A 23100-nucleotide genomic window follows, 5' to 3' on the forward strand; every position below is an offset into this window, starting at 1 on the left:
CTTGGCGGTTGCATAAGATTAAATAAAAATCTCTCCATAACGGGGGGATTTTTATGAATATGACTGCGAAACGGCAGTAAAAAGCCGCTTGCCCGATGAATAAAAGAAGGTTGATCGATGAAGTATGTTTGTACATATCTTAGGAAGCAATGCTTTTTGAAGCATAGAAATAAAGGGCATGGAAAATGGTGCAGCATAAATTTTATGTTCATAAATCTTATGTTCATAAATCTTATGTTCATAAGCATTATGTGTATGTGTCTTGCAGTGTTTTGCCCGGGCGATTTTCTGACGGCTCATGCGGCTGGAGAGAAACTTCGCCGTCCGCTCATCCAGACTACCACCTTTCAGGATCAGTATGAAGGAATGGTGTGTTATGGCGGAACGGTTCTGCATGCCTTAGAGGCGGCGGATGTGACTTTGGCCTATGAAAATGTGAAGGCAGGAATTGTTCAAATAAATACAGGAAATTTATATGGCAGCGGAGTGATTTGGGAGATGGACGAGAAGGAAATCGTTATCATATCCAATAAGCATCTTTTGGAGGACTGGGGAGAGGACGGCAGTATTACGTTCTGGAACGGCAGGACTTGCGGCGGAAAATTGCTTAAGATTTCGCAGAAGTACGACTTGGGTTTTCTTAAGGTGGAGGTGAAAGATATTAGCTACGAGGAACTCATTTCATTAAAAGAGGTAAAAAGAGAAGATAAGCCATACCGCAGGCTGAAAGCCGGGGATACCATTTTTACAGTAGGTTCAGCGGACGGAACGGGAGCAAATATGTATGAGGCGACGGTAGCTTCTCCTTCTTGGTACATAGAGGAATTTGATTCTTATATGCTATATGGTTTCGGCTTTGCCAAGCCGGGAATGTCAGGAGGAGGAACATTCGACGCATACGGTAATTTTGTGGGAATGCTAAGCGGAGGAACAGGTGGAGATGAAACAGCCAGCCTTCCTATTACATCAATTTTGGAGGAATATGGGGAATGAAGAGAATAGTAGCGGCATTGGCGACAAGCGTGACTATCGCTGTCCTTGCGGGCTGTCAGGTGCAGTCGCCGGAGGCTGGAGATGCACAGCAGGAGACAGAGAGTGTCCGGCCGCAGGTGAAGGATAATCAACAGCCGCAGTCAGAAGGCCAGCAGCCGCAAGGCGAGGATGGGCAGCAGGCAGAAAAAGAGCAAAGTAACTCCATGGAAGGACAGGCCATAGACAATGGTTCCGAAGAATGGGCTACCTATACCGGATATGTGGAGGGTTTTTCGGAGAGAGATTTGGATGGGGACGGATTAACGGACAAGCTGTATCGTACCTATGAGGAAAACAAGACGGAAGATGAGGCGCCGTATGTAGCCAGCTATGAATTGCATTTTGGGAACGGGGAGAAGCTGCTCCTTAATAGAAGCGGAGATGATTACTTTTTCAATGTAATGGTGGATAGCATGGATTTGACGGGAGATGGTCAGAATGAGATTATCGTTGTGGATACTCATGAGGGCAGTACCAATCCGGCAGGGGCGAGAGAGCTGGCTGTCTATACCCGTAAGGAGGACGGTTATTACAGAATGAAGCTTCCCGGACAAAAATCGGAGGAAAAGGCAAGCAAAAGCAGAAGAACGGACGATTATGTGAACACGATAGGCATTGCTGTCAATATGACCTATCGAAAGGATAACACGCTGTTGTGCGAGAATGCGGAGTACGGGTATCGGGAGGAAGTGCCCGTCAGTTCCTCATATATGTCGGATAGAGGGGTGGCTGTTTATTATGAAGAGCTTGACGGAACGGTTTGGTCTTCGAGCATTTATCGTTATCAACCGGTTATAAGAGATGGAAGGGTATCGCTCCTGGTTAACCAGCAGGTAGGCTATAAGGGCCTTCCCGGAGATATTTCTTATCTTCTTACATGGGATGAAAAGGGAGATTATAATGTCTCAGATATTTCTTTTGAACTATCCGATTATGATTTCAGACAGCACGAGCGCTATGATGCCGAAGAAGAATTCAAGAATTTGAATTTGGATGGAGACGGAATCGCTGACAGTGCCCGGATGTATGAGTCAAAAAGCGCCAAAGCGTATGTGGAAGTCCGGTTCGGAGATGGAAAAATGCTGGAAATTCGCCAGACCGAAGAACTTAAGTTCAGCCATAACTTCAAGATTATGGCGGTGGATAGCGATTCGGACGGAGAGAAGGAAATATTCCTTCTTCTCAATACCGGCAAACAGGGCGGCGATGGAGAATATACTTTGGTTGCTTACGATAAACAGGGTGAGGACTATGTGGAAGTCCAGATGCCGGAGGCCTTTCTCTATACGGTAACAGGAGACGGAGAAAAGGTAGTGCTTTCTTGTGAGGAGCTCGGATATGAAGAGGAGTTGTTTGGGCAGGAATGCGGTGAGGAAGTGAAGGCGTTATGGGAAGAGAAGAGGAAGCAGGCCTTTGGAACCACGCAAGCAGACGGGTTCTGTGACTTTTCGTTCTATAGACCGTATAACGGAACCGAGGAGTATGAGGACTCTTCCGGCGTCAGAATTCAGTTAAAACAATATCTTTATGGCGACGGTCATTCGGATTTATTAGCATATGCAATAACTGATCTCGTTTATGAGGACGGCCAATATGTGGTATGCGGCAGTGAAGCGACATATCCGGTTTATGGGGAACTGGCCGGGGAATAAAGCAGGAAATGAAATGAGAGGATGAGGATGGAGGAGTTTACGGTAAAAGAGCAAAAAACTTCATATGTGGTAGGCGGCTTCATTATCTGCAGTGCCATCTTCCTGTTAGTTACGGAAATTTTATTCCATACAGAGACCATACCGATGTGGATATATCTGATGATTTTAGCGGTTTTTTTATCCGGTGTCCTCTTATGTATGGAGGGGAGGAATCGGAGGCTGGAGGTAAAGGGGGAAAGGTTATTTTATGTGAATCTTCTTCGGAGAAGAAAAGAATTTAACCTTCGGGATATCGGCTTTGCAAATGCAGCATGGGATGTGAAGAGAGGGCAGGATTATCTGCGTCTTTATGATAAAAGCGGCAAAAAGATATGCGGGCTGGCTTTCCGAATGAAAAACGCATATTCCTTTTTTGTTTATTTATATGATAACGGAATCACTATCGATACGACGAAGGACACGGGGGTTGCGCTCGCGGAAGTAATCGCGCAGCAGCAGGTGGAAATAGGCGACATTGCGAAGCTGACGGAGAAAATATATGGGGAAATAACCCTCCAGCTTAAAGAGTGGCTGGAAAAAAACCGGAAACTGGATGCACAGTTTCAATATGGCTTTGCTGAATACGCAAGTGCAGGTATAGAAAAAGGGAAGATTCCGCTCGGTTATTCTTGTGTACTGGAAATTTATGTGAAAAAGGAAGGGAGTTTTGTCAAGGATAGGAAAGGTAAGCTTGTTTCTATGGATTTCCCCGTTATTTATATGCGCAGATCCGGAGCTGTATCGGATAAATATAAGCTGTGTTATAATAAGGACTATAGCAGGAAGGTTGCGGAGGCCTTGGAAATTCTGGCACAATATCTGCCCCGGCGTAAATTTATGCTGTCGGAGTCAGGGATTTCTCACAATTTGAAAAATATAGTGGAAAAATGACATAAAAAGAAATAAAATAGTGAAAGGGAGAATAGATAAAAATAAAGAGAAAAAAGCGATAGCTTGGAGGATAAATTATGGATACGAAAATACTTACAGGAATATTGATTCCTTTTTTAGGGACGTCGCTCGGTGCCGCCTGCGTCTTCTTGCTAAAAAAGGAAATGAATGCGGTAGTGCAAAAGACTATGTTAGGTTTTGCGGCAGGAGTCATGGTAGCCGCATCCGTATGGTCACTGCTGATTCCGGCGATGGACATGTCGGGAGAAATGGGAAAGCTGGCATTTATACCGGCAGCCGCCGGCTTCTTGGTAGGAATCCTATTTTTGCTTGGGCTGGATAGGGTCATACCACATCTTCATTTGGACGCAGAAGAACAGGAAGGACCTAAGAGCAGCTTCAAAAAATCCACTATGCTCATGCTGGCAGTGACGATTCATAACATACCGGAGGGCGCATCGGTAGGTATCGTGCTGGCGGGTGCATTAAACGGCGACAGTATGATTACAATGGCGGGGGCGATTGCCCTTTCTATAGGTATTGCAATTCAGAACTTTCCGGAGGGTGCAATTATTTCCCTTCCGCTCAAGGAAGAGGTGGGAAAGAAAAAGGCTTTTGCCATGGGAGTACTTTCAGGAGTTGTAGAACCTATTGCCGCAGTGTTCACACTGCTTCTGGCGACCTATATCACTCCCTTCATCCCCTATACACTGGCATTTGCAGCAGGGGCAATGATTTATGTAGTCGTGGAGGAACTGATTCCCGAATCGGCGGAGGGAGAGCATTCCAATATGGGAACTATCGGTTTCGCGATTGGGTTTGTGATTATGATGGTATTGGATGTTGCATTAGGGTAAAGTGAGACACGAAAGAAGTAAAGACGAATGAAGCAGAAGATGGAAGCGGTAACACATGAAAGAAAGTTAAAATACGAAAGGCGGGAGTGAATATGTATGAGATGAAAGACGAGTATTTGACGGGGATTGAGCAAATTGACAATGAGCATAAGGTGCTGTTCGAGATTGCGGAGGAAATTTACCAGTTATGTGTAAATAATTTTGTGCCGGATAAGTATGACCACATTACAAGCCTCATTCAGCGGTTGAAGGATTACGCTGCGATGCACTTTAAAAATGAGGAAGCCTATATGGAGAGCATTCAGTATAAGAGAATGTTCACACAGAAGATTCAGCATGACAATTTCATCCGCAAACTGGACACGATGGATTTGGAAATAGTGGATGAGAATCAGGCGAAGACGATAGAGGATTTGCTGAAGTTTGTCACAGATTGGATGATAGAGCACATAATGGAGACGGATAAGAGAATTGCTGAATAAAGCGGCAGGATAAAGAAATTGAATGAAGAGACAGAATAAAGAAGTTGAATAATGAAGCCGAATAAAAAAAGGAAACCTTGCCGATACGTATAGTATCAGTAAGGTTTTCTTAATTACTTTATATCATAGGGGCAAACGATGCGCAGCAGCGCGCGCCAAGCAAAAGCTGTGCTGCCGAAAAGCTTGGCTGCGAGAGTGCGCGAAGCACACTTTTGTTCAGCCGTCTGCATTTAAAATAGTGCAAGAATAGCCTCTTGGAATCCGAGAAGTGAGCCTTGTACCATTTCCTTGCTGCCGCCGCCTTTGGCATCCAGACTTTGTTTCAGCTTTTCATTTACGGTACGGACATCCTCATATTTGGAGGCGATGATATAGCGGTAGCCGTTTTCATCATTTCCCACGAATACACCGCAGATGCCGGAGCATTTCTCTGCCAGCATGTTTACATATTTTCTATGGGCAGGGGAATCCATGGATTCTTCGAACAGACAGCAGTTCTTCGTCCCTTCGGCAATTTGAGAGACTTTAAGTTGTATCAGTGACTCCTGTAATCCGAGAATTTCTCCCCTCAATGAAAAGTTCTCTTCCTTCAAACGCTCCACTGCCGGGGCGATAAGTTCCGGTTTGGCGGATAAAAGTGCAGAAACGGCGTAAACCTGTTCCTGTTTCTGCTTAAAATCTTCGAGGGCACGGTTTCCACAAAGAATGCTGATGCGAATGCCGCCCCTGTGTCTTATGGCATCCACGATTTTAATTATGCCGATTTCCCCAGTTCTTTTCACATGAGGCGCACAGCAGGCGCAGATGTCGTAGCCTGGAATGGTTACAATGCGCACTGCCTCATTCAATTCGATTTTGCTGCGGTAATTTAAGTCTTCCAGTACTTGTGCAGGGGGGTATTCGGCAAGTACTTCGATATTGCGATATATAGCTTCATTGGCCAGGTTTTCTATCTCTCTAAGCTGTTCCTCTTCCAGGAAGCCGTTGAAATCGAGGGTAACAGCCTGGGAACCGAGATGGAAGCCCACATTGTCGTAGCCAAAATGAGAATGAATCAAGCCAGACATAATATGTTCTCCTGAATGTTGCTGCATATTGGAATAGCGGGATTCCCAATGGATTTGCCCGGTTACGGTTTCGCCGATGGAGATGGGAGCATTCGTTATATGTGTTATAATGCCGTTCTCTATCTTCACATGAGATACAGGCACCTCGTTCAGAGTACCCGTATCGGAGCTCTGGCCGCCTTCTTCAGGGAAGAAAAGAGTCTGATCCAATATGATTTCATAGAGGGGAGAGGAAACCTCTTCTCCTTCTTTGGATGGCGTGACGGGGCAGCAAGAGATTACTGCGGCGGTAAAATCAGTCGTATAGGCGTCGATATCATAAAGCTTTTGTGTTTTTTCCATAATAAAAATAACCACACTTTCTTGATAAAATTTATCGGATATAGGTATACTTAAAATATCATACCTCGTATTTTAAAAGAGCGCAACTTGAAAAAGGGCTGCAAGCGACGACGTGCAGCAGTAGAAAGCCGGTCCGAAGAACTTGACATTAATAGAAAATTAGAGCAAAATACAAGGATAGCAAATAGGAAGGAGAACAATTGCTGACATGACGAAAATTGATATAATATCTGGCTTTTTGGGCGCCGGTAAAACGACATTGATAAAAAAATTATTGAAGGAGGCTTTGGCAGATACAAAGGTCGTACTGATTGAGAACGAATTCGGTGAAATCGGAATTGACGGCGGCTTTTTGAAGGAAGCAGGAATTGAAATCAAGGAAATGAATTCCGGTTGTATCTGCTGCTCTTTGGTTGGAGATTTCGGTACTTCACTGAAAGAAGTATTAACGACCTATTCGCCGGAGCGTATATTGATAGAGCCTTCGGGAGTGGGCAAGCTGTCCGATGTAATGAAGGCTGTTCAGGATGTGACGGATGAAAGCGAGATAACACTTAACAGCGCCGTAGCGGTAGTGGATGCCTCGAAATGCAAAATGTATATAAAGAACTTCGGAGAGTTCTTCGTCAATCAGATAGAAAATGCAGGAACGATTGTTTTGAGCCGTACGGGTAAAATCAGTGCCGAAAAGCTGGAAACAGCGGTGAGCATGATCCGGGAATATAACGAAAAGGCGATAATCGTTACGACTCCATGGGAGGAGTTGGACGGCAAAGCTATTTTGGAGACGATAGAGGGTGCAAAGGATCTGGAAGCTGAGCTGATGGAAGAAGTGGGAAAGGCACACGAGCATCATCATGAGCACGGCGAGGATTGCACCTGCGGCTGTCACGGACATCATCATGATCATGAATGTGACGGAGAGCATCATCATGGACACGACCACGATGGAGAGCATCATCATGATCATGAATGTGACGGAGAGCATCATCATGGACACGACCATGATGGAGAGCATCATGATGATCATGGCCACGAGGAAGACCACCATCATCATGACCACGACGGGGAATGTCATCATCACGAGCATGACTACGACGGAGAACATCATCACCACGAGCATGACCACGATCAAGAACACCATCACCACGATGACCACCATGAGCACGCCGGTCATCATCACGCGGATGAGGTATTTACGAGCTGGGGAATGGAGACGGCTTCGACGTATACCGTGGAGGACATCGATGCACTTCTTAAGGAATTGGAGAACGAGGAAGAATACGGAATCGTGCTTAGGGCAAAGGGCATGGTACCTGCCGGAGACGGAACGTGGGTTTATTTCGATTATGTGCCTGAGGAAAGAGATATACGTGCCGGACGTCCTGATGTAACGGGTAAGATTTGCGTAATCGGCGCACAGCTTAAGGAAGAGAAGCTGAAAAAGCTTTTTCATAAGTAAAAGATAGACGGATAGAGAGGAAGCATATGAAACCGGTTTATATAATCAATGGATTTTTGGAGAGCGGGAAGACGGAGTTCATTACCTATACGATGGAGCAGCCTTATTTTCAAGTAAAGGGGAGAACACTCCTGATTCTGTGCGAAGAAGGAGAAAACGAATATGATGTAAATTTGCTCAAGATGAGCAGGACCGACCTCGAGTGGATAGAAAACGAAGAGGATTTCAATCCTTCACGGTTGCTTGAACTGGAGAAACGGTACAAGCCGGAGCGCATCATTATCGAATATAACGGAATGTGGAATTATAAAAATATGAAGTTGCCGTGGCACTGGAGTATAGAACAGCAGGTAACGACTATCGATGCATCTACGTTTCCCATGTATTTCAACAATATGAAGTCCTTGCTGGCGGAAATGATAAGAAAGTCAGAGCTGATTATTTTTAACCGCTGCGACGACGTGGAGGATTTAAACAGCTATAAGAGAAACATTAAGGCAATTAATCAGAAGGCGGAAATTGTCTTCGAGGATTCTAACGGTGAAGTCGATGAAATCATGGAGGATGACCTTCCCTACGATTTGAAAGCAGAGATCATCAGCCTGGACGATGCGGGTTATGGAATCTGGTATCTGGATTCTTTGGATCATTTGGAACGCTATATCGAAAAAAAGGTACAGTTTACAGCTATGGTGCTGAAACCCGAGAGCTTTCCCAAAGGATATTTCGTGCCGGGGAGAATGGCGATGACCTGCTGTGCAGATGACATGGCTTTTTTAGGTTTTGCCTGCTCTTACGATAAGTCGGATAAGCTTACGGATAAGCAATGGGTCAAGGTGACTGCAGTAGTAAAAAAAGAGTATTTTGCCGATTATAACGGAGAGGGACCGGTGTTGGCTGCGCTGAGCGTGGAACATACGAAGGCACCGAAAGAAGAAGTGATAAGCTTTGTATAACGACGATAAAGAATTGCAGCAATTGAAAAAGCGGATAGCGGAGCTGGCGAGAAAGTCTTATGAACATAACATATATACTTACATAGGATTTTTGAGCATGGCGGAGCAGGATGTGTTCTATAGCATGGAACAGGAGATAAAGGGAATCTCATATAAAGTATTCGGCGGAAGCGAAGATTGTGAGCGGCAGATGCTCCGGTTCGGGAGCGCAGAAAGCTTAGGATATGAGGAGCAGTTCCCCATTATCTGTCTTGCGGTTAAGCCCCTCATTGAGAAATTTGCGGACGAGCTAAGTCATAGGGATTTTCTTGGGGCGCTCATGAATCTGGGAATCGATAGAAGTACTGTAGGCGACATATTTCTCCAAGGGAAAAATGCATATATATTCTGTACAGATAAAATTGCACCCTTCATCATAGAAAATCTGGATAAAGTAAAGCATACCAACGTAAGATGTGTAGTGGAGGATGCTGCCGTATGCTTTCCGGCAAAAGAGCCGGAGATGATAAAGTTTACGGTTTCTTCGGAGCGTGCTGATGCTGTGTCATCGAGGGTATATCAGATGTCCAGAAACCAGAGCCTTTTGCTTTTTAGGGAAAAGCGGATATACATAAACGGCAGGGTAAATGAGAACAACAGCTACCTGCTAAAAAGAGGAGACATTGTTTCCGTGCGTGGTTACGGAAGGTTTATTTACTATGGCTGTGAATATGAAACGAAAAAAGGAAAGCTAAGCGTGCTGGCTGGAATTTATAAATAAGAAAAGGCGCGGGGAGCTGATTTTTATGAATAAGGAGGGTCTATGTATTCCTATACGATGGCACAATGGTTATTTTTCTTTTATTTTTACTGTTTTTTCGGATGGTGTTTTGAATCGACATTTGTTTCTTTGAAAAAACGCAGCTTTGTTAACCGTGGCTTTATGCGGGGGCCTTTTCTTCCGCTGTATGGAAGCGGCGCAATTATGATGCTGGTAGTATCTATGCCCTTTCAGCACAATATTCTGCTGACGTATGCAGCAGGATGTATCGGAGCTACGGTGTTGGAATACATAACGGGCGTAGTTATGGAGGGGTTGTTCAAAGTGAGGTATTGGGATTACTCCAATCAGAAGTTCAATTTTAAAGGGTATATATGCCTGACCTCCACTCTCGCATGGGGCGGTCTGACCATATTGATGACAAGAATCGTACATAAGCCCATCGAGCAATTGGTGTGGGACATTCCTCATAATATCCTTATGACAGTCGTATTCATTCTCACGATTTATATCGTGGCGGATTTTACATTATCCTTTAAGGCGGCAATCGATCTGCGCGATATTCTTGTGAAGCTGGAAGCGGCGAAGGAGGAACTTGAGCGTGTACAGCGTCGTCTGGACGTAATTATTGCCGTATCTAACGAAGGCCGGGAGGCGAAGAAGCAGGAGAGGGGCGAGAGAGTGGATGAACTGCTCTCTGGTATAGAAGAACGACTGACGGGATTAAAGGAAAAGATTCAAAGCGGTGTTTCGGTATATCCTGAAAGTATGCGGGAAGAAATTCTGGATTTGTGGACGAAATACAAGATAAATCTGGAGAAGAGCAGCCAGCTTAGGAATCTTATTGACATCTATAAGCGCCGGCTGATCAAGGGTAATCCTGGCATGGTTTCCGCTAAATTTAAGCATGCTCTTCAAGAAATAAAAGATGTTGTATACGATAGATTGAAGAAATAAAAAAAATAATTTCTTAGTGACTTCCGCCTTAAATGATAATAGGGCGGAAGTTTTTTATGTAATAGGAAAGCGCTCCTATTACATAAAAGATAGATGCGCAGCTAAGTGCAAAGTATTTTCTTCCTATGATGTAAAAATCCAGGCATATGATGCGCAGCTATGCGCGCTGAACAAAAAAATCATATAAAAGATTGACAAAATATGTTTCTAGTACTAAAGTAACAGAAATATAGTGCCGATATATATTATAAATAGGACTATAGTACTATTTTTGTCCCGTGAAACATGCACCTAGAAGGGAGGCAAGCTCATGAGTTATGAAACATGGATGGTACAATCGGTTGTTATTGTTCCGAAACTGAGAGATTATAAAACCGGTAGATCTGTAAAGGAAAGTAAAAAGGAAAAAAGGGAGACTGCCGGTAAAAAGGATTTTGAATCGATTCTTAGACAAATGATGAAATGACATAAGGAGAATTAGAAATTATGGAAGAGAGTTTAAATGAAGGACCTGATGCCGGGCTCCCCTTGCAATACATTATAGAAAACTTGCCGGAAGCCTTTTACATCATCGATGTTGAGGGTGTGATTCTTTATGCCAACCTGAAGGGCCTTGAGTTATGTGGAATTAAGCCTGAGGATATTGGAAAACAGAATTTTTTTTCCTATTGGGTTGAAGAGAATAAGCGTATCCTTTGGTTTGACAGCGTTATGAAGGGAGGGCGAAGCGACGGTTTCGAAATGCAGCTTAAGAATCCGTCCGGGAAGGAGATATGGGCGGTCGCAAGCAGTATTACGACACAATATCAAGGTCAGGTCTGCATCCTAGCAACGGTAAGCAATATAACGGAGAAAAAGCGGTTAGAGGCAGCACTTAAACGTAATGAAGAGAAATGCAGCTTGCTTACGGAATTTACGGCCGATGTGGTATGGGTATATAACCTTCGGTCAGGGAGTTTTACGTATCTTAGTCCTTCCTATTTCGAATTGACAGGATTTACCGTAGAGGAGGGCTTGGCCAATGGGCTTTCCGCACACGTAATGCCGGAGTCATATGCAGTATCGCAGGAATTTCTCGAGAAAAATCAAGACGATTTTTTGGAGAATCCTTCTGCTCAGAAGCACTACCTTATGGAAGTACGCCTTCAGCGTAAAGATGGAGATGGAGTATGGGTAGAGGTATCTATTAAATACAGATACAATGAAGACGGCGAGATAGAGACAATAGGAGTCAGCCGTAACATTGAAGAGCGTAAGCAGGCAGAAAATGATATACGTTACTTAAGCTATCATGATCAATTGACGGGGCTTTTTAATAGAAGATTTTACGAAGAAGAGCTGGAGAAAGAAAAATTTCAAGAAAATCTTCCTTTTGCTCTGCTTCTTTGCGATATAAATGGCTTAAAGCTGACGAACGACGCCTTTGGGCATATGGTGGGAGATGATTTACTTAAGCGCTTTGCCGGTATATTGGCAGAGAAGCTGCGTTCCGGCGATGTAGCAGCGCGCATTGGCGGAGATGAATTCGTGCTTCTTCTTCCTAAGACTGATCAAGAAGCTGCGGAGAAACTGGCGGCGCGTATTCGAGCGGGAATAGAGCAGTCCAATGCAGAAAATCCCGATTTACCAATGCTGTCTGTGTCCTTCGGATGGGCAGTGAAGAAAAATGCAGAAGAGAAGTTCGAGATGACCTTTTTGCAGGCAGAAGAGAGGATGTACAGTCAGAAGCTGAGAGAAGGTGTTTCAAGGAAAAATGAAATGGTTCAGCTCGTATTGCAGAAGCTGTTTGCAAGAAATCAGAGGGAGTTTGCTCATTCCGAAAATGTGGGACGACTGAGTATGGCTATTGGAGCGGCAATGGGGCTTCAAATTACCGCATTAGAGGAACTGCGGACTCTTGGGCGCCTGCATGATATCGGTAAGGTAGGAATTTCGGAAAATATTTTGAATAAGCAAGGAAAACTGAGCGAAGGAGACCGGATGGAGATCAGAAGGCATCCGGAAATCGGCTATCAGATACTCCGTTCTGCCGACAAATACGCTTCTATCGCTGAGGCAGTGCTTTCCCATCATGAATGGTACGATGGAAGCGGTTATCCCAGGAAGCTGAAAGGTCAGGAGATTCTGCTTGGCGCAAGAATTATAGCGGTAACGGAGGCTTATGATAAGTTGATAAATGGAGACAACTTCTGTAAGCCCGTAAGCAGACAGGCTGCGGCAAGCGAGCTTTTGGCCGGTGCCGGGACAAAGTTTGACCCGGAAATCGTAGAGCTGTTTCTTTCTGAGGTCATAGAACCTATGGCTACCGCTTGACTTTACAGGCGCTTTTCATGCTAAGCGCCTTTTTTGTAGGCTTCACGTTCCTTGTGACTTGGTAGGTATTCATACAAGTGGCTCTTTAAGAGTTCCATGTTGCGTTTGTGCCTTTTGAACAATGCAAGAAATTTATTATAAAACCAGAAGGAATATACCAAAACGTTATTTATTCTGCCGATTTTCTGTTTGGTAGTGAACATATATCTTTCGCCGCCCGAAGAAATCGCTATGTCGGAGCAAAGGGCATGAATGAAATCCGTTTCGTTTTTTATTACGGCTTCGATCATCGTGTAGCCGAAGCCAACGCTTTCCTCCCTGTGCGAGTCACTGCCGCCGATTCCCGGCTTTTCAAACCGCTTGGCCAGTTCTCTTGCGGCCATGTTGGATTGCGGAGATTCACAGGCATTATAGGTTTCGATAAAGTCGAAGCGGGTAATCAGGCTGCGGGATTTCTTGCCGCGCCTTGTATTCATCAGGCTCAGGTATTTCTCACCGCAGGGATGTGCGGGGCCTAGAATTCCGCCGAAATGATGAACGATATCGATCAACAAATTGACGGGAAGTCCGCGAAGTTCTAAAAGCGGCAGATGAACGTCCGTAGGCATAATAATAATGATATGTCCGGCATCGATGGTATCGTATTCGATACCCTTTAGAACGACGAAATCAGGGAATTCGCTGTTCAAATTATATTTTTTATAATAACGATATGCTTTGTAGGAGTTGTGATCCGTAATGAGCATACCTTGATAACCTTTTTCCTGAAGCAGGCAAATCGCGTCTCGTATGGCAATTTTACCATCCAAAGAACCTTCCTTCGTATGGCAGTGCATGTCGAATTTCAAAAATATACCATCCTTTCGTATGTTCGTGCAAAATAAATTTCACACTGTCGTTGATAAAGTCCCAATATTCACATTGTACCCTAAATGGACAGGAAGTAAATATATTTCTCAATTTTTTTTGTTTATGTCTGTTTATAGTGATGGGAATTTGCTTTTGCGGTATAGAGATTTCCTTTTTATTGATTTTGAACATTATCATGTATGGGGAAATGTGCGGTGCAAAGTTCTTTATACAAAGGTAGAAGACCAGGTTCTAACGATTTGAAGTGATAGAAAATTTAGACTTGACAATCATAAAAATTTGGATTAATGTAAATAAAAGAGAAATAAACGACAAACCTATGAGAAAGAGTAGTAGGTATCAGGAACTATTGCAGAGAGCCGTCGGTGGTGGAAGGCGGTATAGGGAATCTTACTGAATGGACTTTCGAGGCTGGGCTGAACTTATAGTAGGTACCGGCGGGATTCGGACCCGTTATCCATCCGACGTGTATGACAGTACATGAATAAAGTGGTCGATGCCTATGGCATGTCAATTTGAGTGGTACCGCGATAATAAGGCTTATATTAAGTTTACTTATGTTAAGTTTATTACCGTCTCAAGCAATTAGCTTGAGGCGGTTTTTTTGTGCACTCGCTTTGTGAAGAAACTTTTTCTTCGGCGGGATACACCTGACATGCTGCAGTGAGGCACTTTTGGATGGAATATGGAGAGTGTAGTTTTTCTTGTAAACGGAGGCATAATAAGAAAAGGAGAGTGGAGATTATGAAAAAGAAATTATTAGCAGTACTTTTAACGGCGGTAACTATGACGGCAATGCTGACGGCTTGTGGAGAAAAGGCTTCGGATGGATATACCATCGGCATTTCCCAATTTGCTGAACACGGTTCCCTGGATAACTGTAAGGAAGGTTTTCTCGCCGGACTTGCGGAAGAGGGAATTAAAGAAGGTGAGAACCTGAAGGTGCTTTTTGATAATGCGCAGTCTGATACGGGAACGGCCAGTACGATTGCGGATAACTACGTATCGCAGAAGGTGGATATGATTTGTACCATCGCCACGCCCAGCGCCATGAGTGCGTACAATTCCTGCCTGAATACGGATATTCCGGTTATCTATACGGCAGTATCCGATCCGGTGGAAGCAGGACTTGCAGGGGCAGACGGTACACCTGCCGGGAATGTGACCGGTACCTCCGACGCACTGGCAGTATCCGAGCAGCTTGAGATGATTCGCAAGGTTTTGCCTGAGGCGACGAAAATAGGTATTATTTATACGACCAGTGAAGTGAACTCCGTCAGCGCTATTGAAGAATATAAGAAATATGCAGGCGATTACGGATTTGAAATTATAGAGACGGGAATCAATACCATTGCCGATGTGGGTATGGCGGCAGCGGATATCGTAACAAAGGTTGACTGTATTACGAATTTGACGGATAATACAGTAGTATCCGCATTACAGACAGTAATTGCGGAAGCAAACAATGCCGGAATCCCGGTATTCGGTTCCGAGGTGGAACAGGTCAAGGCGGGCTGTGTGGCTTCCATGGGTCTGGAATATTATGAGCTTGGCAAGCAGACCGGTAAAATGGCAGCTAAGGTATTAAAAGGTGAAGCAAAGGCTTCTGAAATGAATTTTGAAGTTATCTCGCAGCCCAGCTTATATGTGAATACGGCAGCAGCAGAAAAAATAAACCTTGCATTGGACGATACGTTCGTAAGCAGTGCATATGAAAAGTTCGACGAAATAATTGTAGAATAAGAAATTACCGGAGGAATTACAGTGACTTTATTACTCAGTGTGTTGGAACAAGGTATGATATATGCCATTATGGCTCTGGGGGTATATATAACCTACAAAATATTGGATTTCCCGGATTTGACGGTAGATGGAAGCTTTCCTATGGGAGCGGCAATTACCTGCATGCTGATTTCTTCCGGAATGAATCCTCTTGCAGCGCTGCCCATAACGTTTGCGGCGGGAGCGCTGGTAGGTATATGTACGGGACTCATCCATGTCAAGCTGAAGGTGCGGGACCTTTTGTCGGGCATTATCATGATGACTGCTCTTTATACGGTAAATTTGAGAATTGCCGGAAGGGCTAATCTGCCTATTTACAACATGGCTACGATTTTTGATAACGGCTTTATCAATGCCGTTTTTCCGGAAGGTATGTCGGCGTATAAGACAGTAATCATTATTTTCCTTATTACTATGATTACTAAATATTTGCTCGATGGTTATATGAGTACAAAGTCAGGCTTCCTCCTTCGTGCGGTAGGCGACAACGACGTTATCGTAACCTCTCTGGGAGTGGATAAGGGGCTGGTGAAGATAGTCGGGCTCGCCATCGCTAACGGCTTGGTCGCTCTAAGCGGATGCATATTCGCCCAACAGCAGAGATATTTCGATATTTCTATGGGAACGGGCACGGTAGTCATCGGACTTGCCAGCGTTATCATAGGAACAAGTCTTTTTAAGAAGGTGACGTTCTTCAAAATAACCTCCAGTGTGGTAATCGGTTCTCTTCTATACAAAGGCTGCGTGGCGCTGGCTATCAGAATGGGACTTCCTTCTACGGATCTCAAGCTGATTACCGCGGTGCTGTTCCTTATCATATTAGTAATAGGAATGGAAAGAAAGAAGACGGGAGGCAGACATGTTAGAGCTAATTAATATTAATAAAAATTATAATGCCGGTTCTATTAATGAACTTTGTCTCTTTCAGGATTTTTGTCTTAAGATAGATGAAGGAGACTTTGTGGCTGTGGTAGGCAGCAACGGTTCCGGCAAAACCTCTATGTTAAATATTATCTGCGGCAGCATCGACATCGACAGCGGCAGAATAGAGGTAAACGGAGAGGATATGTCGGGAAAAAGGGACTTTTTCAGGCACCGCAAAATCGGGCGCGTGTATCAGGACCCGTCCAAAGGAACCTGTCCCAGTATGAATATTTTGGAAAATATGTCCATTGCTGATAACAAGGGGAAGAAATACGGTCTGGGGCGCGGCGTGAACAAGGCGAGAACAGATTATTATAAAGAGCAGCTTAAATCTTTGAATCTGGGCCTTGAGGATAAGCTGTATACACAGGTAGGCTCTTTGTCCGGCGGGCAGAGGCAGGCATTGGCTTTACTTATGTCAACCATGTCTCCTATTGAGTTTTTAATATTGGATGAGCATACAGCTGCGCTGGATCCCAAGACCGCGGAAATCATCATGGAACTGACAGATAAAATAGTCAGGGAGAAAAAGGTGACCACCATCATGGTCACCCATAATCTACGCTATGCGGTAGAATATGGGGATAGACTTTTGATGATGCACGAGGGCAATGTGATTCTGGATAAGGCAGGCGAAGAGAAGAAGGGGCTGCAAACGGAAGAAATAATGAGCGTCTTTAATAAAATTAGCGTGGAATGCGGGAATTAATGATAAAAGACAGCGCCTTTTGATATTCTCCGATTACCTTTTTTCAATACTAATGACTCTCTGTACCAAATCTTTGTAAAATGCTTCCTCGTGTGAAACGAGCAGGACCGTACCTGAAAATTCAGATAAAGCAGCTTTAAGCGCCTCCTTTGCCTGAATATCAAGATGGTTGGTTGGTTCGTCCATGATCAGGAAATTACACGGAGCCAGTGCAAGAAGGCACATTTTTACTTTCGCTTGTTCACCGCCGCTTAAGGTGGCGATAGGCTGCATCGCATGCTTGCTGGAAATTCCGCATCGGGCAAGATGTTTTCGTACCTCCTTAACGACTAAGCTGCTATAGGTATCTGACACGATTTGCATCGGTGTTCTCGTCTCATCCGGCCATATTAAATCCTGCTCAAAATATCCAATGGTCACCTGCTCGGAGAAGCTATAGCGGCCCTGCATTGCCGGAAGCTGACCGACCAAGGTCTTAAGTAAGGTTGATTTACCGATTCCGTTAAATCCGGTTATCGCTATTTTTGCTCCTCCGGTCACGCTAAAGTTGATGGCGGATAAAATCGGGTAGTGGTAACCTACCGATAAATTCTTTGCCGACAGATGTTCGGCATTAGTTGAGGGCAATTCCATGAAGTGAAAGTGCGGTGTGATTTCCTTTTGCTCCAGCGCTTCCATTTTATTCATACGTTCTAGCTGTGTTCTGCGGCCTCTGGCCATTTTCGATTTTCTCCCTGCAATGTTCTTTTGAATGAATTCTTCCGTCTTTTTGATTTCCTTTTGCTGAGCGGTATATTGTTTGATGTAATCTTCCCTCAAAAGCGTCTTTTTTTTCAAGAATTCCGAATAGGTACCATAGTATTTTGATAATGCATTATTATCGATATCGCATATACGGTTGGCGATTTTATCAAGGAAAGCATAGTCGTGAGATACGACCATAAAAGCATTTTCCAGGGAAGAAAGGTAATCTGCGAGCCATTCAACATGCTCCTTGTCCAGGAAATTGGTTGGTTCATCGAGAAGAAGGACATCTGGTTTTTCCAAAAGCAGCTTCGCAAGAATTACTTTTGCTTGCTGTCCGCCGCTCATTTGCTCAATGGGACGACTCAGTCCTATAGTGAGAAGTCCTAGTCCTGATGCCACTTGATCAATCTTGGTATCAATGGAATAAAAGCCGTGGATTTCAAGTTGTTCCTGCTTTTTAGCCGCAAGGCTTAAGCATTCCATATTGCCGCAAGCCGCTTTTTCGTACAGCATCGACATTTCTTCCTCTATTGTATAGAACCTTGAAAAGGCTGACTTTAAAAAGTCTTTCACCGTGGTGAGTCCATTTATTTTAGCATATTGATCCAGATAGCCCATAGATATATTAGGGTGCCGGATAATTCGACCGGCATCAGGGATAACCTGCTCAGTGCAGATCTTGATCAGGGTACTTTTTCCTGCACCGTTTTGTCCCACGATGCCGAGGTGTTCCCCTTTGTTTAGTGATAAATTAGCATTTTTATAAAGAGAATTGTCTCCGAATGAATGGGTTAATCCTTCGATTTCTAATAAGCTCATGTTGATTATAGTCCTTTCTGTTTCTGTAAAAGTTATAGTATAGGTGTACGGTAAAATTAAAAATGCAGAAGACAACAATACACGAGTGTATTCGCCTTCTGCATTTCCTGGCCTGAAATAGCCGGAATAAAAACAACGAGCAACATGTCTTACGATTGCTCTTGTATTCAAACAAAAGGCTACGGACAAAAACATTGTCCATAGCCTTATTTACGCTTAAATGATATACGGGAAACAAGAAATAAACATACTCGCGGCAGCTTCCTGCGGCGCTGGTATGCGTATTGACTGTTTCCCGATGAAATCCTATCGCGTTATTTTATCGCTATACTCTGCACAATGTTTCACCGGTATGGATTGTACAGAGCGCAGCTTCCTTGTAAGCTGATTGGTTATATAATAGTTCATGATGATGCTCCTTTTCGGGCATTGCCCTTGGCACTTATAATACTTCATCAAAAGTCATCTGTCAATCTTTAGACGGTAACTATAAGCTCTAAGGGCTCACTCCTGTCAGACAATATAATCAGTAGGAGGAAGACAGGGAATGGCATAATCATTGTCCGTCAATAGAAAGCCACCGTTAGATTTTCATATATGAATAAAAATTTAGAGTTTCACAATGGTATATAATTTATTATAATGAAGCTGGAGGTAATGACAATGAATATTTTAGTTATCGGCGGAACTCGGTTTATGGGAAAGCATCTGGTAAATGGACTGCTAAGGCAGGGCCATATGGTAACGATTGCCACAAGAGGCATCGCACAAGACAATTTTGCAGATTCGGTAAAAAGGCTGACCATCGACAGAATGAATGAGGACAGCTTACAAGAAGGTCTTAAAAATACTTATTTTGATGTGATATATGATAGTTTGGCCTACAGCTCTAACGATATAAGGCGTCTTCTCGATATTGTTACCTGCAATAAGTATATTATGATTTCAACTACAGCCGTTTACGAGAAGTATATGAATGCAGTGGAAGAAGCCTTCGATCCGCTGGGAAAAAAGCTGATCTGGTGCGATAGAGCGGATTTCCCTTATGATGAGATAAAAAGGCAGGCAGAATGTGCTTTGTTTCAAGAATACGCACATATTCATTCCGTCGCGGTAAGATTTCCGTTTGTAATCGGGTCAGATGATTATACCGGAAGGCTGCAATTTTATATAGAGCATATAATAAAGCAAAAGCCCATGAATGTGGATAATTTTCACAAACAAATGTCCTTTGTGCGCTCTCAGGAGGCCGGAAGTTTCCTGGCTTATCTTGCAGTCAATGATTATTCGGGATCAATTAACGGCGCAAGCGAAGGAACGATATCTATCAGGGATATTGCCGATTATGTGGAAAGCAGAACCGGCAAAAAGGTAATATTATCTTCGTACGGAGAAGACGCTCCATATAATGGTGTGGATGAAAATAGTATCAATACGGACAAAGCAGGCAGCTTAGGATTTGCTTTTTCACCGCTAAAAGCATGGATTTATGATTTAATTGACGGATATATAGAAGAAGCTGCAGTGTAAGATATTTGGCAAAGAATTATATATCCGCATAGTATTTTCATTTATGCAACGATCAGAATATCCCAATAACGTTTCTATTTAGTACGGTATATATGTCCGTATGCTTTTCGATCATCACCGGAAAAAGAGAGTTTAAATCATTATTAAACTGAAAATATGAAAGAATATAAAGCAAAAAAGCGGGAATTATAGGAATAGAGAAGGTGTCATGAGACCTTTGCAAAACTATAAGGAAAGCGGAGGAGAAAGCAGTTAGCTTTCGGTGCAGAGTATGAAAAGTTTTCGATATAAAATAACGGATTATCAGGAGATGTTCGAGAGTCCGGCGGGACAGCTTGTGAGAAAGGCTTTAACATATGCGTCGGCAATTTCTGTCAGTGTGAACGACAGATTCGGAAATGCGAAAAGAATCCTTAGCGTGATGGCGCTTGGGCTTGCCGCGGGAGATGAGGTCCTGGTAGAGGCGGAGGGACCGGATGAGGCTAGAGCAGTAGTGGATTTGGCAGAATTTTTCAAGAATAATTTATAGGAGAAGCCCCTTTTATGAATCGAAGGATTCGTATTTCAGGGCTTCCTCTTTTTATAATAGGAAAAGGTAGCCCTATTATAGAAAAGATAGAGGAGCAGCAATGCGCGCGGAACAAAAGCTGTGCAGTCAAAGTATTCGGCTGCAGGAGTGTGCGAGCACACTTTTGTTCACATAGCAAGAGTTTGCGAAGCATGCTGCCCGCTATCCGTGGGCTATTTTGCAGTATCTTCGTATTTTTCTTCACAGTATTTGCAGCGGTAAACTTCTTTTTTCTCATCCGCAAGTACGAAGACATGAGGAAGCCCCTGTTCGATGGAGGTGATACATCTTGGGTTCTTGCATTTGATAACGTTTTTGATTTCCTTAGGGAGCACCAGCTCCTTTTTGTCTACGATTTCACCGTCTTTGATTACGTTTACCGTAATGCAGTGATCAATAAAGGCGAGAACATCCAAGTCCAGCGTATCGATATCGCATTCCACCTTGAGAATGTCCTTTTTTCCCATCTTGTTGCTTTTCGCATTTTTTATGATGGCCACGGTGCAGTCCAGCTTATCCAGTTGAAGATGATGATATAAGGAAAGACTCTTGCCTGCCTCGATATGGTCGAGAACAAAGCCTTCCTCAATTTTTCCTACATTTAACATGAAATTTTCCTCCCTTCCTACCCTATACTTGAATTTCTAACAATGTGAGTATGAGTGCCATCCGGACGTACACACCGTATTGCACCTGCTTGAAATATGCGGCGCGGGGATCGTCGTCGATTTCCACAGAAATTTCATTGACGCGGGGAAGCGGATGGAGCACGAGCATATCGCTTTTGGCCAGATCCATTTTTGGTTTATCCAATATGTAGAAGTCTTTTAATCTTACGTAATCCTCTTCGTTGAAGAATCGCTCTTTTTGTACACGGGTCATGTATAGGAAATCCAGGCTCGGCATGATTTCCTCCAGACGAATGACCTCTTCATAAGGGATGTTCTTTTCCTTCAGCATATCGGTGAGATAATCGGGAACCTTCAGTTCCTCCGGTGATATAAAGATGAAATGGATATCAGGATAGCGCATCAAGGCGTGGATAAGAGAATGAACGGTCCGCCCGAATTTCAAATCTCCGCACAAACCGACAGTAAAGTTCTCAATCTTTCCTTTTAAAGAGCGGATGGTGAGTAAATCGGTAAGTGTCTGGGTCGGATGCTGATGACCGCCGTCTCCGGCGTTGATGACCGGAATGGAGGATTTGCTGGCAGCGACCATTGGAGCACCCTCCTTTGGGTGACGCATAGCGCAGATGTCCGCAAAGCAGGAAATGACGCGTATCGTATCGGAAACGCTTTCTCCCTTGGATGCGGAAGAGGAGCCGGCATCGGAAAAGCCGATAACACTTCCTCCCAAATTCAGCATTGCAGATTCAAAACTAAGCCTCGTTCGGGTGCTCGGTTCGTAGAAGCAGGTGGCGAGCTTTTTTCCGTCACATGCGTGAGCATATTTAGCCATGTTGTGCTCGATATCATTTGCGAGGTCGAAGAGCTTATCAAGTTCTTCGGCAGTAAAGTCGAGGGGGCCCATTAAATGTCTCATAGTGTTATCCTTCCTTTCCGTGTAATTGGGTGTTTGTAAAAATAATAGCCGTACATACAAAATCGAAGAGAAATAATTCTCTTCGACTTAAAATTTAACTATGAACGATATAGATGAAACGAATAGGAAAAAAAATAAATGGCTAAGCGGCATCTGGGAAAATCTGAAACATTCGTTATGCGCTATTACTGCCATGGGATACCTCCTTAACTCGTTCATGAAAAATATGTGCTCTAAAATTTATTCTATGATACCACAATGGTTCTTCTCTTTCAATGTAAAAACTTATAAAAATTTATTAAATCTATGAAAAGGCTTTGCATTATGATTAGCTATCTTATATAATAAATAAAGTGTGAAATAATGAGGAAAGGAATGGTCATTATTATGGAATATGTAGAACGAAAAAGGCTTTTGTTTTTTGGACTTCCATGGACATTTACGAAATATACGGTGGGAGAAGAATATATTGTGGTCAACAGCGGCTTGTTTAGGACTTATGAGAATGACTGTTACATGTATAAGGTTCAAGACGTTGAGCTTCAGGCCACTTTATTAGAAAGAATATTCAGACTGGGAACCGTTGTGTGTTTTACCGGAGATACGACCCATCCTAAGTTGCAGCTCATACATATCAGACATGCGAAGGAAATCAAGGACTACATTCTGAAGACTTCTGAGGAAGCGAGAAGAAAAAGAAGAACCCTCAACACGCTTGATATAAGCTCAGGGCTAAGTGGTGATGAGGACATTTTATAAAAATGCGGCGGTATGGATGAATTTTCATACCGCCTTT

Annotated in this window: 22 protein-coding genes and 1 other annotated feature; of the genes, 17 read left to right on the forward strand and 5 right to left on the reverse strand. The window is 43.6% G+C overall.

Annotated features, from left to right (window positions below):
- The first annotated feature begins 117 nt into the window (after positions 1–117).
- From CC90_RS0103445 to CC90_RS0103465, 5 genes are all read left to right on the forward strand, one after another.
- On the forward strand, positions 118–993 hold the full coding sequence (locus tag CC90_RS0103445) for a S1 family peptidase (protein ID WP_031389429.1): 876 nt from the start codon (positions 118–120) through the stop codon (positions 991–993).
- Positions 990–2684 carry a hypothetical protein gene (locus CC90_RS0103450; RefSeq protein WP_031389430.1) on the forward strand — a complete coding sequence of 565 codons (1695 nt, stop codon included), beginning with the start codon at positions 990–992 and terminating at the stop codon, positions 2682–2684. The genes CC90_RS0103445 and CC90_RS0103450 overlap by 4 nt, the downstream gene beginning before the upstream one ends.
- 27 nt (positions 2685–2711) lie before the next feature.
- Positions 2712–3614, forward strand: a complete 903-nt coding sequence (locus CC90_RS0103455) for a hypothetical protein (RefSeq protein WP_031389431.1) — start codon at positions 2712–2714, stop codon at positions 3612–3614.
- A 77-nt stretch (positions 3615–3691) separates the two neighbouring features.
- Positions 3692–4471 (forward strand): ZIP family metal transporter, encoded by a 780-nt coding sequence (locus CC90_RS0103460; RefSeq protein WP_031389432.1) that lies wholly within the window; start codon positions 3692–3694, stop codon positions 4469–4471.
- A 92-nt stretch (positions 4472–4563) separates the two neighbouring features.
- Positions 4564–4953 (forward strand): bacteriohemerythrin, encoded by a 390-nt coding sequence (locus CC90_RS0103465; protein ID WP_031389433.1) that lies wholly within the window; start codon positions 4564–4566, stop codon positions 4951–4953.
- Between the two features lie 230 nt (positions 4954–5183).
- Here CC90_RS0103465 and CC90_RS0103475 read toward each other — a convergent pair whose 3' ends face one another.
- The gene (locus CC90_RS0103475; RefSeq protein ID WP_031389434.1) at positions 5184–6362 is read right to left on the reverse strand and encodes a serine-tRNA(Ala) deacylase AlaX; all 1179 of its coding nucleotides are present in this window, start codon (positions 6360–6362) and stop codon (positions 5184–5186) included.
- Between the two features lie 208 nt (positions 6363–6570).
- Between CC90_RS0103475 and CC90_RS0103480 the strand changes: the two genes are divergently transcribed.
- The 6 genes from CC90_RS0103480 (at position 6571) to CC90_RS22910 (ending at position 12810) form a co-directional block, all read left to right on the forward strand.
- Complete coding sequence (locus CC90_RS0103480) at positions 6571–7824, forward strand: CobW family GTP-binding protein (RefSeq protein ID WP_031389435.1); 1254 nt, start codon at positions 6571–6573, stop codon at positions 7822–7824.
- 26 nt (positions 7825–7850) lie between these two features.
- The gene (locus CC90_RS0103485; protein ID WP_031389436.1) at positions 7851–8780 is read left to right on the forward strand and encodes a TIGR03943 family putative permease subunit; all 930 of its coding nucleotides are present in this window, start codon (positions 7851–7853) and stop codon (positions 8778–8780) included.
- Positions 8773–9540: a YlmH/Sll1252 family protein gene (locus CC90_RS0103490; RefSeq protein ID WP_035315128.1), complete on the forward strand. Its 768-nt coding sequence runs from the start codon at positions 8773–8775 to the stop codon at positions 9538–9540. The genes CC90_RS0103485 and CC90_RS0103490 overlap by 8 nt, the downstream gene beginning before the upstream one ends.
- 42 nt (positions 9541–9582) lie before the next feature.
- On the forward strand, positions 9583–10497 hold the full coding sequence (locus tag CC90_RS0103495; protein WP_031389438.1) for a putative ABC transporter permease: 915 nt from the start codon (positions 9583–9585) through the stop codon (positions 10495–10497).
- Positions 10498–10807: 310 nt separating this feature from the next.
- A complete protein-coding gene (locus CC90_RS24160) occupies positions 10808–10963 on the forward strand; it encodes a hypothetical protein (RefSeq protein ID WP_157837529.1) in 156 nt (51 codons plus the stop codon).
- A gap of 20 nt (positions 10964–10983) precedes the next feature.
- Positions 10984–12810 carry a diguanylate cyclase gene (locus CC90_RS22910; RefSeq protein ID WP_051869273.1) on the forward strand — a complete coding sequence of 609 codons (1827 nt, stop codon included), beginning with the start codon at positions 10984–10986 and terminating at the stop codon, positions 12808–12810.
- Positions 12811–12830: 20 nt separating this feature from the next.
- Here the strand turns inward: CC90_RS22910 and CC90_RS0103515 are convergent, their stop codons facing one another.
- Entirely contained in the window at positions 12831–13658 is an 828-nt protein-coding gene (locus CC90_RS0103515) for a PHP-associated domain-containing protein (RefSeq protein ID WP_051869274.1), read from the reverse strand.
- A 332-nt stretch (positions 13659–13990) separates the two neighbouring features.
- Positions 13991–14226: a binding site (T-box leader), on the forward strand.
- A gap of 198 nt (positions 14227–14424) precedes the next feature.
- Here CC90_RS0103515 and CC90_RS0103520 point away from each other — a divergent pair.
- Genes CC90_RS0103520 through CC90_RS0103530 form a run of 3 tightly spaced genes read left to right on the forward strand, consistent with a single transcriptional unit; the run spans position 14425 to position 17095 of the window.
- Positions 14425–15423, forward strand: a complete 999-nt coding sequence (locus tag CC90_RS0103520) for an ABC transporter substrate-binding protein (RefSeq protein ID WP_031389441.1) — start codon at positions 14425–14427, stop codon at positions 15421–15423.
- A 21-nt stretch (positions 15424–15444) separates the two neighbouring features.
- The gene (locus tag CC90_RS0103525; protein ID WP_031389442.1) at positions 15445–16338 is read left to right on the forward strand and encodes an ABC transporter permease; all 894 of its coding nucleotides are present in this window, start codon (positions 15445–15447) and stop codon (positions 16336–16338) included.
- Positions 16322–17095 carry an ABC transporter ATP-binding protein gene (locus CC90_RS0103530; RefSeq protein ID WP_031389443.1) on the forward strand — a complete coding sequence of 258 codons (774 nt, stop codon included), beginning with the start codon at positions 16322–16324 and terminating at the stop codon, positions 17093–17095. Before CC90_RS0103525 ends, CC90_RS0103530 begins: the two co-directional genes overlap by 17 nt.
- Positions 17096–17128: 33 nt before the next feature.
- On the opposite strand, the gene CC90_RS0103535 is transcribed toward CC90_RS0103530, so the two are convergent.
- Entirely contained in the window at positions 17129–18661 is a 1533-nt protein-coding gene (locus CC90_RS0103535) for an ABC-F family ATP-binding cassette domain-containing protein (protein WP_031389444.1), read from the reverse strand.
- A gap of 663 nt (positions 18662–19324) precedes the next feature.
- On the opposite strand from CC90_RS0103535, the gene CC90_RS0103540 reads away from it, so the two are divergent.
- Positions 19325–20191, forward strand: a complete 867-nt coding sequence (locus CC90_RS0103540; RefSeq protein WP_035315130.1) for an NAD-dependent epimerase/dehydratase family protein — start codon at positions 19325–19327, stop codon at positions 20189–20191.
- A 271-nt stretch (positions 20192–20462) separates the two neighbouring features.
- A complete protein-coding gene (locus tag CC90_RS0103545; RefSeq protein WP_031389446.1) occupies positions 20463–20720 on the forward strand; it encodes an HPr family phosphocarrier protein in 258 nt (85 codons plus the stop codon).
- A 212-nt stretch (positions 20721–20932) separates the two neighbouring features.
- Here the strand turns inward: CC90_RS0103545 and CC90_RS0103550 are convergent, their stop codons facing one another.
- Both CC90_RS0103550 and pyrB read right to left on the reverse strand, forming a co-directional pair.
- Positions 20933–21367 (reverse strand): aspartate carbamoyltransferase regulatory subunit, encoded by a 435-nt coding sequence (locus CC90_RS0103550; protein WP_031389447.1) that lies wholly within the window; start codon positions 21365–21367, stop codon positions 20933–20935.
- A 22-nt stretch (positions 21368–21389) separates the two neighbouring features.
- Positions 21390–22304 carry an aspartate carbamoyltransferase gene (gene pyrB, locus CC90_RS0103555; RefSeq protein WP_031389448.1) on the reverse strand — a complete coding sequence of 305 codons (915 nt, stop codon included), beginning with the start codon at positions 22302–22304 and terminating at the stop codon, positions 21390–21392.
- Positions 22305–22679: 375 nt separating this feature from the next.
- Here pyrB and CC90_RS0103560 point away from each other — a divergent pair, with 375 nt between their 5' ends.
- Positions 22680–23063 (forward strand): PH domain-containing protein, encoded by a 384-nt coding sequence (locus CC90_RS0103560; protein ID WP_242843238.1) that lies wholly within the window; start codon positions 22680–22682, stop codon positions 23061–23063.
- Positions 23064–23100 lie beyond the last annotated feature (37 nt).

This window comes from Kineothrix alysoides (genome assembly GCF_000732725.1).
In the GTDB taxonomy this organism is placed as follows: domain Bacteria; phylum Bacillota; class Clostridia; order Lachnospirales; family Lachnospiraceae; genus Kineothrix; species Kineothrix alysoides.